Source organism: Corallococcus sp. AB049A, assembly GCF_003668885.1.
GTDB lineage: Bacteria > Myxococcota > Myxococcia > Myxococcales > Myxococcaceae > Corallococcus > Corallococcus interemptor.
Window position 1 is genome coordinate 1 of sequence record NZ_RAWL01000297.1, and the last position, 10,855, is coordinate 10,855.

A 10,855-nucleotide genomic window follows, 5' to 3' on the forward strand; every position below is an offset into this window, starting at 1 on the left:
CCCATGACCTCCCCCACCGACACGCAGGACCCGTACGAGCGCATCTACCGCGTCTGCGAACAGGTGCCGTCCGGGCAGGTGGCGACGTACGGAGACATCGCCACCATCGTCGGCGGCGCCTGCGATGCGCGCACCGTGGGCCATGCAATGGCGGCGCTGGGGTCGCGCGCGGCGACGGTGCCCTGGCAGCGCATCATCAACCGCACGGGAGGCATCAGCACCTCCGGCCACCGTCAGCGTGAGCTGCTGGAGGCAGAGGGCGTCGCCTTCGACGACGCGGGCCACGTCCGCATGGACGCGCATCACTGGAAGGGCCCGAGCGAGGCCTGGGCCCGCGCCCACGGCTTCAGCGTGCTGCCGCCCCGGGACGCACCCGCGCCCTCCGCGCAGCTCACGCTCTTCTAGCGCCCACGGAGCGTCCGGGCGGCCGGGCACGAGGGAACAGCGCTCGCCAGGCCGTCTGCTTTTCACGGCGGAACAAAGACGGCAGCCTCGGGTCCCAGCTCACTCCTTGGACCTCCGACGAATGTCCTCTCCCCTGCTCCGCTGGGGCCTCGTGCTCCTGGTCTGTCTGCTGGCCCCCGTGGGGTTCGCGAAGGAAGTGAAGGTCCGCAAGGCCAAGGCGAAGGGGCCGCGGCTGGTGCGGATCCACAGCGGCCACCGGCTCCACCGGGACGCGGCGGCGGCCTTCGAGCGCATGGCGGCCGAGGCGCGCACGGCGGGTCAGCCCCTGCTCGTCACCAGCGGGTGGCGTTCGTATCAGCAGCAGCGCTTCCTGTGGCGCCGCTACCGCAAGGGGCTGGGGCCCAAGGCGGCGCGGCCGGGCCGCTCCAATCACAACCGTGGGCTCGCGGTGGACCTGGTTGTCGGCAGCGAGGAAGCGTCCCCCACGTATGATTGGCTCGCGGGCAACGCCTGCCGCTTCGGCTTCCGCCGCACCGTGGCCTCGGAGCCGTGGCACTGGGAGTTCCGGCCGAAGAGCACCCTCGCGCCCGACGACGGCGTGGACTGCCTGGGCCGCCCCCTGGACGTCGAGCCCACGCCCGCCGTGGTCCGCCAGGACGCGAGCTAGGCGAAGCCCTCAGTGGGACGGGCGGGGCGGCAGCTCCACGATGAACTTCGCGCCGTGCCCCGGCTCGCTCTCCACGCGGATGCTTCCGCCGTGCGCTTCGATGATCCGCCGCGTGATGAAGAGCCCCAGGCCGAGCCCTCCGTAGTTGCGCGAGGAGGCGCGCTCGAAGCGCTCGAAGATGCGGGCCTGGGATTCGATGGGAATGCCCATGCCGTGGTCCGTCACGATGAGCCGTGCCATTCCGTCGTGGCTCGTCACCTCCATCCGGATGGGGCTCCCCGCGCCGTACTTCATCGCGTTGGTGAGCAGGTTGAGCATGACCTGCTCCATCCGCAGCCGGTCCCAGTGCCCCCACACCGGCTCGCGGCTCACCAGCTCGAACTCGCAGCCCGCCTTGTGGAACTGCTCCGCGACGTGGCCCGCGACGTGACTCGCCACCGCCACCAGGTCCATGTCCTCCAGGCGCAGGTCCAACCGCTTCTCGTTGATGCGGGAGACGTCGAGCAGGTGGTCCGCCAGGTGCGCCAGCCGCTGGAGCTGCTCCTTGAAGACCTCCAGCATCTTCGACATCCGCTCCGTGGACAGGGGGCGCGAGCCCATGAGGTTGGACTCCAGCTGCTGCAGCCTCAGCCTCATGGACGTCAGCGGGGTCTTCAGCTCATGCGACGCGATGGACAGGAATTCGTCCCGCGCGCGGATGGACTCCTGCGCCGAGCAATAGAGCTGGGCGTTGTCGATGGAGAAGGCCGCCCGCCGCCCAAGCTCCTCCATCAGGGCCAGCTCATCCGGCGCGAACGCGCGCCCCGGCTCGGAGGAGAGGAGGTACAGCACCCCCAGCGTGCGGCCTCGCGCCTGGAGCGGCACACCCAGCGAAGGCCGCCCCTGGAGCGTCCTCACCTCCGCCCACCGGTCCTCCGCCAGTGCCTCGGCGTCCAGCAGCCCCTGTGATGCGTCCGAGGCCTCCGGCCTGCCGGTGGCCAGCACCCGGGACGGACCGTGCGGAGCCTCCGGGCGCGGAGGGTGGAGCCGCAGGAACTCCCGCACGCTGGCGCCGCGGGCTGGCGAACGGTCCGCCACCGCCACGGGCCGCAGCACCACGCTGTCCGTCCTCAAGAAGAAGACACACAGGTCCGCCATGAGCGGCACGGCCAGCTTCGCGACGCGCTGGAGCGTCGTCTCCGGATCCAGCGACGCCACCAGCTCGCGGCTCGCCTCGGCCAGGAACCGCTGGGACGCCTCCATCCGCTTGCGCTCGGTCACGTCGGTGAGCACCGCGAGCGAGCGGACCATCTGGCCCGCGTCATCCCGCTCCACGATGGCGGACAGGAGGACGTCAATCACCTGCCCGTTCTTCTTCACGACCTGGTACGGCACGTCCCGGGACCAGCCGGTCTTGAAGTACTCGGGGAGGACGACCTCGCGGGCGTACCGCTGGGACTCCGGCGTCAGGAATTCCACCGACTCGCGCCCGAGCACCTCGCCGCGCTCGTAGCCCATCGTGTCCAACCAGTAATCACTGACGCTGATGAGCCGTCCGTGCGTATCAATGGAGTGCATCATCACGGGCGTGCTGTTGTAGAGCGACCGGTACTTCGTGGCGCCCTCCCGCGCCGCGTCCTCGGCCCGCTTGAGGTCGGTGACGTCGCTGACGACGGACACACCGCCGCGCACCCGGCCAATCTCGTCACGGACAGGACTGGAGCTGACGTGCAGCCAGGTCCCCGCCGGCCGCTCTGCGTTGCGCAGGAAGACCGCCGCGCGGCTGATGGATTCGCCTTTCAGGGCCCGGCTCATGGGCAGCTGGTCGGACGGATAGAGCGTGACCTGGTCCGGCAGGTGGAGCCCGTAGTGCGCCGGCCACCGGCTGACGGGCTCGTCGGTGGCTCCCATGCCCAGGATGGACTCCGCCTTCGGGTTGATGAACACCAGGTGCTGGAACTCATCCGCCACCAGCAGCCCCTCACCCATGCTGGCGAGCACGGCATCCAGCAGAAGGCTGTGCCCTGGCGGCGGGGCCCGCTGGGGCTGAGGCGTAGGGCTGTCGTGCAGGCGGTCCATGGAACGCGCGAAGGGGAACGGACTTCTTCCTTCAACGATGGGGGCTCGCCCGCCCATGCGCCAGACACAGCCTCCCGAGGAGCGGAGCGCTGACTCCTCCATCCAGTCGATGCGCGTCCGTGGCTGCCGTTGGGGGCCGAGCGTGAGCCTGCCGCGCCGTTCGCGGCGCTGACGCCCGTCAATCGCCGAGCGCTTCGAGCAGGGCCGCCCGGAGCGCCTTCCGGTTCTCCGGGAAGCGCTGGTTGGGATAGGGACGCGCGCCGCTCAGGATGTCCGCGTACTGCTGATACATGGGGTCGGAGCGCGCGGGCTCCTGCTGGTAGAAGGCGCGGTTGGCCTGGAGCAGGTAGCGGGGCCGGGTGCCCTGGGGGGCGTCCTTGCTGAACGCGATGAGGCTGCGCGTCTCCGGGGCCTGCATGAACGACGTGAAGGCCCGGGCATCCTCCGCGCACGTCCCGGTGCAGTTCGCGTTGACCACCAGCGCATCCACGAAGACCGCCGGAGCCGAACCCGCGCCCAGCGGCACGGAGACGACCTCCGGCAGCGGCATCGTGGGCTGGGCCTGGAGGATGTGGAACAGGCGCTCGGTGTAGCCCATGAACCCGTTGGCCTGCTCCTTCGCGAAGGCCTCCTCCGCCACCGTGTTGTCCGCGTAGCTGCCATCCAGACACGGGTTGACGCCCGCCTCCAGCGAGCAGCTGTCGACGACCTCCGAGAGCGCGCTCACCGTCGGCGGATCGAGCGGCAGGGAGATGGCGCTCGCGAGCGCATCCCCCGGGTGCGTATCCAGCCAGGCATCCAGGTACGTGGAAGGCAGCGTCCAGCTGCTGTCGAAGTTCGTCGCCAGCGGGCGCTTGCCGGGAGCCGCCTCGCGGAGGATGCGCACCAGCGAGGTGCTGTCGGTGGCGGACCGGACGGCCGAGGTCCGCGAGTAGACGACGTAGGTGCACAGATAGGTGGGCACGCCGTAGTTCGCGCCGTCAATGCGGACGGCCTCTTCCGCCGCCGGATGCATGACGCCCGGCTCCAGCGTGACGGGCTGGATCCACCCCTTCGCCGCGAGCGAGCCGAGCACCAGCGTGTCCACCTCCACCACCTGGGCGGCCTCGGCCTGCGCGCCCAGGAGCTGGCTCAGCTTTCCGCCGTCGTCCAGATCATAGACATCCTGGTTGAGGTCAAACACGACATCCAGGTCGATGTCCGGATGGGCCTGCTCGAAGTCCGCCTCCAATCGCTGCTCCAGGCTGGCGAAGCTGTCTCCCGCGGAGTCGGGGATGTATGGGAACAGGACTGCCTTCAGCGGACGCCTGGGCGTGGGGTCGGGGTCGGTGGAATCCGAGCACGCACTCAGGACCAGGACGGCGGGGCAGATCAGGGCTTTCCAACTCATGACGGGGACCTCTCCAGGAAGGGACGCCCGCGGGTGCGCGAGCGATCTGGCGAGGAATGATTACCCGGCAATCCGAGAGCATCAAAGGAAGGCACGCATGGCGGAGACGACCTCCGCCTGCCGCGTGAGCCAGAGGTAGTGCCCCGCGCCCGGGAGCGTCACGACCTTCCAGTTCGGCAGGCTCCTGAGCAGCGCGTCCTGGGCGGCCTCGTGCTGACGCAGCTCCGGAAGGAAGGCCCGGGCCCGCTCGCGCAGGTCCGCGGGGACGCTCTCCGACTGGGACAGGAACTCCACCCACCCCGCGAACGCCTGCTCATCGGAGATGGCCAGCACGGGGCATTGAATCTTCGCGTAGTCCGGGATGGCCGAACCCCGGATGGCCTGCTCCGTGGCCTCCGGCTGGCGGTGGTAGCGCAGGTACGCGCCGGTCGCGGCGTCGAACTCGTACGCGTGATCAATCTCGTGCGGTGGGAACGGTCCGCCCAGGTCGCGCGCCAGCAGCGCCGTCACCGCCTCACGTGACGGCTGCCCGTCGAGCACGGTGAACGGCAGCGGCGGCAGCGGACCGGGCTTCAGGAACGCGGCGATCTCCCCCTTGTTGTCCGTGGCGTCCAGGAAGATGAGCCCCTCCACGCGCTCCGGATGGTTCAACCCCATCCAGTTCAGCTCATCCCCCGCGAGCGAGTGCCCCGCGAGCGTCGCCTTCGCGAGCCCCAGTCCCTCCATCGCTGCCAGCACGTCATGCCCCAACGTCGCGCTGTCATAACCGGTCGCCGGCCAGCTCGACGCACCGAAGCCGCGCCGGGTGAACGCATAGACGTGGTGCGTGGCGGTGAACTCCGGTGCCAGCACGTCGAAGACGTGGGCCGTGCTCCCCAGGCCCGGCAGGAACACCAGCGCCGGCCCCTTGCCACCGTAGTCGAGCACCTCCAGCTCGACCTCCGGAGCCACCCGCACCCGCTTCACCTGGTGCAGCGGATCCTCCGTGCCTCCAGGAGGCGATGACGGCGTGGTCGCACAAGCCGAAAGCAACAGCACCCAAGACAGACGGAGCCAGGACGTTCGCATGGGCGGAAACCTTTGCACGGCCGGCCACGACAACGAAACTGCCTCAAAGGGCCTGCTCGGCTTCAACGCAAATTTCCACCCCTCGCTGAATCCCCCTCTGGAGAGAGATGATGCGCTCGAATTGGATGACGTGGTCCCCCGCCCTGCTGGTCTCCGCGGGCCTGATGCTGGCCGCGTGCGGAGGTCCGGAGCTGGAGGTTCCCACCCAGGACGTGTCTGCCATTGGCACGGTGGAGGGCGAAGCGAACTCGCCCATCTATGACCGTGCTCGCGCGTTCGCGGCCGCCAATCCCAAGCGCGACGGCGGTTCGTGGAACCAGTGGTGCGGTTCGCTGATGGTCCGCTTCGGCCAGCTTCCGGACTCCGCCGTGCGCCCCACGGCCATCGAGGCCTACCGCGCATCGCGCATCGTCTCCACGGACGCGTCCAAGGCGCTGACGGGGGCCTTCCACTGGTGGGACATCGGCTCCGCGGGCCACGTGGGCGCGGACCTGAACGGCGGCGGCGGCACGGTGTTCATGGCCACGTACAACCTGGCCCAGTCGTGGGGAGATGCGATTGGCGTCAACAGCGTGTCGGGCTACTCGGCGAAGACGGGGGCGCGGTACCTGGGTTGGTCCATGGACTACGCGGGCGGAACCATCGCGGGGGGTGGCCAGGCGCCGGGCGGCGGCACCAGCAGCCTGCCGCAGACGACCACGGAGTTCGACGGCATCCCGGGTGAAATCTATTACAAGCGCATCCAGACGGTGGGCCAGCGCGACTACGGCTACACGGGCCCCATCGACGGCGTGACGGGTCCGGCCACGGAGAAGATCCGCGTGCGCATCACCGCGCGCGAACTGAACCGCCGCGGCAGTCCCCGCACCTCCGCCGAGGACGATGGCATCCCGGGCTCCATCTACTGGACCCGCGTGCAGACGGTGGGCCGCGCGTTCGGCTACACCGGCCCCATCGACGGCATCCCCGGCCCGAACACGTACAAGGCCGAGCACCAGATCTGCGCGTACGCCGTGAACCGCGCGTTCTGACCGAGCATGAGGCCCGACGGCGCGGTGCGTGATCCACTCACGCACCGTCGCCATGCATGGGCGCGCCGGGGTAGCGTGCGGACCTCTCCACGGAAGAGGGGGCCCATGCGCGTCGTACCGTCCGTCCTGGAATCCGTCACCGTTCACGCCGAGGGCGCGCTGTGCACACGCGCGTTCGTGCTCTCGCCCGAGAACGGACACCTGCCTGGCCAGGTCCGCGTCGACGGACTGCCCCTGGCGCTGCGCACGGGCTCGTTGCGTGCCCGCGTGGTGGAGGGGCCCGCGGACCTGCTCGTCCGCGACCTCAAGCCCACGTTCGACGTACGGCTGCCGCCGGAGTCGGAGCTGCCCGCGGAGCAGCACGCGCTCGAGGCGGCGGAGGCGGCCCTGTCCGCCGTGCATGGCCGGCTGGAGCGGGTGCGCTCGGAGATCAAGGCGCTCCGGAACCTGACGCCCACCTGGCCCGCCCAGCGCAAGGGCCAGCCTCCGCGCGAAGCCCCGCTGGCCGCGATGCTGTCGCTCACCGGCTTCGTGGACGCGGAGCTGGCGGAGCTGCAGGCGCAGGAGCTGGACCTGGAGCGCCAGCACCGCGACGCCACGAACGAGCTGGAGCTGCGCCGCCGCCGCGTGCAGGAGCTGTCCTCCGCGAGGAACGTGGACCGGGCCCGGCTGTTCCGCGCGGCGCTGCTCACGCTCTCCGGCCCCATCGCCGCGAACGCGGACGCGCGCCTGGTGCTGGAGTACGCGGTGGCCGGCGCGCGCTGGGTGCCCACGTATGACCTGCGCCTGCCGCGCACGCTGGAGGAAGGCACGCTGCGCATGCGCGCCGCCATCCTCCAGCGGACCGGCGAGGACTGGACGGGAGTACGGCTGGCCGTCTCCACCGCGAGCCTGGAGCGGCGCGCGGAGGTGCCGGAGCTGAAGTCGCTGCGCATCGGCCGCAGTCAGCCGCCACCCGCGCGCTCCGGGTGGCGTGAGCCCGCGCCCGGCCTGGAGGAGCTGTTCGCCGGCTACGACGCCGCGCACGTGGCCCGGCCGGAGTCCGTCCCCGCCAGGCCCCTACCGCCTCCGATGTTCGAGGAGCCGGAGCCGGAAGCGGATGAAGACGCGTACGAGCAGGAGCAGCCGTACAAGGAGATGGCGACGTTCGGAGGCGCGGCCCCCGGTGGCGCACCGCCCAGCGTGTCCGCTCCGCCTCCGATGCCACCGCCCATGGCGGCCCCCAAGTCCTCGGGAGCATTCCTCGTGGGAGGCGCCCGTCCGTCGTCGCCCCGTCGCAGCGCCGCGCCGGCCGTGAGCATGCCCGCGTCCCGGGGCGGTGGTGGCGGCATGGACCGCATGAAGAGCAAGAAGCGCGCGGTCGAGGTGGACGAACTCGAAGAAGCGCCGATGGCGGACATGGCGATGGACGAAGGAGGCGGCGCCGGTGATGAGCTCCGGCGCGCGGCGGGCCTGGAGCCGGCGGACGGCCTGTTCGACTACGACTCGCTGACGCTCGCCTCCGCGGCCTCTTCCGCGCAGCGCGGCCGGCTGCGCCCCCGTCCCGCGCTCGTCTCGCAGGCGATGCTGTCACTCACCGCGGTGAGCGTGCAGGTGGAGGTGGTGCGTCTGGAGGCCCAGGCCTTCATGTTCGCCGACGCCGTGCACATGGTGACGCCGCCCACCTGGTCCGTGCCGCCGCGAGAGTCCGCCCGGCACTTCGATGCGCGCTTCGACGCGGAGGCCGTCGCGGACGTGCCGTCCGATGGCGCGTGGCACACCGTGCCCATGCTGACGGTGCCCCTGGAGCTCAAGGTCGAGTACGTCTGCGTGCCCTCCGTGGAGCCCCGCGTCTTCCGCACGGTGCGCCTGGACAACGCGTCGCCGCATCCGCTGCTGGCGGGGCCCGTGGACGTGACGCTCGGGGACGAGTTCCTGATGACGTCCCCTCTGCCCACGCTGGGGCCGGGCGAGACGCAGCGGCTGGGCCTGGGCGTGGAGGAGGCGCTCCAGGTGGCGCGCAACACGCGCTTCGAGGAGGCCTCCGGCGGCATGTTCGGCAACAGCACGGTGCTCACGCACCATGTCTCCGTGGAGGTGGCCAACCACCTCTCCCGCCCCGCGAACATCGCCATCTCCGAGCGCATTGGCGCGGTCCCCGAGTCCCAGAAGGACCTCAAGGTGGAGGAGGCGGAGGTGGTGCCGCCCTGGCAGAAGCCCACGCCGCTGCCGGGTGAGGCGCCGGTGGAGGGCGAGCGGGTGTGGCGCGTGAGCGTCCCCGCCGGAGAAAAGCGTTCGATGAAGGCGACGTGGGTCGTGAAGCTGCCCTCCAGCAAGATGCTGAACGGCGGGAACCGGAGGACGTGATGCGCACTTCCATTCTGTTGCCCCTGGTGAAGGTGACGGTCCTGGAGGACCGGGCGCTCGTCGAGCGCAGCGGCACGGTGACGCTGCCCCCGGGCCCCTGCCGCCTCGTGGTGGACGGGCTGCCGGCGGTGGCGGTGGACCGCTCGCTCCAGGCGAAGCTCACCGGCGGCATGGTCACCCAGGCCAGCCTGCGCCGTTCGATGCGCGCGGTGCTGCCGGAGGCGCTGCGCGAGCACCATTCAGTGCTGGCCCGCCGCGCCTTCGAGCGCGAGCAGGTGCTGGCCCGCGCCCAGGCGGAGGTGCGGCGCCTGGAGGCGAGGCACGGCCTGCTGGAGACCGCGCGTCAGGAGGTCCTGCGCGCCATCTCCGAGCGCACCGGCGCCGGTGAAGCGGATCCGGCGAAGTGGAAGGAGCAGCTCGCCACCATCCGTCAGGAGCAGACGGCGGCGGACGAACAGCTCCTCCAGGCGCGCCGTCAGCTGGGCCGCCTGGAGCGGCAACACATCCAGGAGACCCGCGACGTGCTGGCGCGCACGGAGGTGCCTGAGCCCACGCTGGACGTGCAGGCGGAGCTGGACGTGAGCCACGCCGCCGGGGGTGAGGCGACGTTGACGCTCAGCTACCTGGTGCCCTGCGCCGCCTGGCGGCCGGCCTACCGCGCGCGGCTGGGGACCACGGAGGCGGCGTCCTCGGTGACGTTGGAGTGCGAGGCCGTGGTCTGGCAGAACACCGGCGAGGCCTGGAAGGACGTGACGCTGGCCTTCTCCACGGCGCGGCCCACGCTGGGCGCCACGCCGCCCCGGCTCACGGAGGACTGGCTCACGCTGCGCGACAAGACGACGCGTGAGAAGCAGGTGGTGGACGTCTCCATCCGAGAGGAAGCCCTCCAGGAGACGGGCGAGGCCGGGACGACGAAGGCGGCGGACGCGCTGCCCGGCATGGACGACGGCGGCGAGCCGGTGACGCTGTCCGCGCCGCACAAGGCCACGGTGCCGTCGGACGGCGAGGCGCACCGGGTCGCGCTGTTCGCGTTCACGTCTCCGGCCACGTCGGAGCTGGTGGCCTGCCCGGAGCAGTCGCCGCTGGTGCACCGGGTGGCGAAGTTCGACAACACGGGGCCGGCGGTGTTGCTCGCGGGGCCGGTGGACCTGGTGCGCGCCAACGGCTACGTGGGCCGCGCGCAGCTGAAGTTCGCGGGCCGGGGCGAGCGCGTGAAGCTGGGCTTCGGCAGTGAGGACTCGCTGCGGGTGTCGCGGCAGGTGGACGTGGGCGAGGAGGTCGCGCGCATCACCGGCCGGCGCACGCGCACGCAGAAGGTGAAGCTGTTCGTCTCCAACATGGGCGCGAAGCCCGCGGCGCTCGCGGTGGAGGAGCGCATGCCCGTGTCGGAGGTGGAGGCCGTGGAGGTGGCGCTGCTCAAGGACGCCACGAAGCCCGCGCCCACGAAGGTCAGCGACGAGGGCATCGTGCGCTTCGAGTTGAGCGTGCCGCCGCGCTCGCATCAGACGGTGAACTTCGGCTTCACGGTGGCCCGCGCCGCGAAGGTCGCGGGCCTGTAGGGAAGCCCACCGCCATGCCCTTCGCGACGAAGTCCGGCCGCCGCATCCACTACGAGGTCCAGGGCCACGGCCCTCCCCTGCTGCTCCTGCACGGCCTGCTCCAGATGGGCTCGCACTGGACACTCAAGGGGTACGTGTCCGCGCTGACGGACGCGTACACGGTGGTGACGTTCGACTCGCTGGGGCATGGACAGAGCGACACGCCGCACGAGCTGGAGTCCTACGCGCTGAGGCATCGCGTGGAGGACGCGCTGTCGGTGCTCGACACGCTCTCCATCGGCCGGGCGCATGTGTGGGGCTACTCCATGGGCGGCTGGACGGTGTGTGGCCT

At 71.0% G+C, this 10,855-nt stretch carries 9 protein-coding genes; 6 read left to right on the forward strand and 3 right to left on the reverse strand.

What is annotated here, in order from left to right; all coding sequences use genetic code 11:
* Together D7X55_RS26985 and D7X55_RS26990 are read left to right on the forward strand one after the other, a co-directional pair.
* Positions 1-405: MGMT family protein (locus D7X55_RS26985; protein WP_407921790.1), on the forward strand; the 405-nt coding region annotated here is incomplete at its 5' end.
* A 121-nt stretch (positions 406-526) separates the two neighbouring features.
* A complete protein-coding gene (locus D7X55_RS26990; RefSeq protein ID WP_120552746.1) occupies positions 527-1,072 on the forward strand; it encodes a M15 family metallopeptidase in 546 nt (181 codons plus the stop codon).
* A gap of 9 nt (positions 1,073-1,081) precedes the next feature.
* On the opposite strand, the gene D7X55_RS26995 is transcribed toward D7X55_RS26990, so the two are convergent.
* From D7X55_RS26995 to D7X55_RS27005, 3 genes are all read right to left on the reverse strand, one after another.
* Positions 1,082-3,232 carry an ATP-binding protein gene (locus tag D7X55_RS26995; RefSeq protein ID WP_306437750.1) on the reverse strand — a complete coding sequence of 717 codons (2,151 nt, stop codon included), beginning with the start codon at positions 3,230-3,232 and terminating at the stop codon, positions 1,082-1,084.
* 76 nt (positions 3,233-3,308) lie between these two features.
* The gene (locus tag D7X55_RS27000) at positions 3,309-4,520 is read right to left on the reverse strand and encodes an extracellular solute-binding protein (RefSeq protein WP_121724565.1); all 1,212 of its coding nucleotides are present in this window, start codon (positions 4,518-4,520) and stop codon (positions 3,309-3,311) included.
* 81 nt (positions 4,521-4,601) lie between these two features.
* On the reverse strand, positions 4,602-5,588 hold the full coding sequence (locus D7X55_RS27005) for an alpha/beta fold hydrolase (protein ID WP_121724566.1): 987 nt from the start codon (positions 5,586-5,588) through the stop codon (positions 4,602-4,604).
* A 125-nt stretch (positions 5,589-5,713) separates the two neighbouring features.
* Between D7X55_RS27005 and D7X55_RS27010 the strand changes: the two genes are divergently transcribed.
* From D7X55_RS27010 to D7X55_RS27025, 4 genes are all read left to right on the forward strand, one after another.
* Entirely contained in the window at positions 5,714-6,619 is a 906-nt protein-coding gene (locus D7X55_RS27010; protein ID WP_233610092.1) for a hypothetical protein, read from the forward strand.
* Positions 6,620-6,724: 105 nt separating this feature from the next.
* A complete protein-coding gene (locus tag D7X55_RS27015; RefSeq protein ID WP_121724567.1) occupies positions 6,725-8,965 on the forward strand; it encodes a DUF4139 domain-containing protein in 2,241 nt (746 codons plus the stop codon).
* Complete coding sequence (locus D7X55_RS27020; protein ID WP_120552751.1) at positions 8,965-10,524, forward strand: mucoidy inhibitor MuiA family protein; 1,560 nt, start codon at positions 8,965-8,967, stop codon at positions 10,522-10,524. Before D7X55_RS27015 ends, D7X55_RS27020 begins: the two co-directional genes overlap by 1 nt.
* Before the next feature lie 14 nt (positions 10,525-10,538).
* Positions 10,539-10,855: alpha/beta fold hydrolase (locus tag D7X55_RS27025; protein ID WP_121724568.1), on the forward strand; the 317-nt coding region annotated here is incomplete at its 3' end.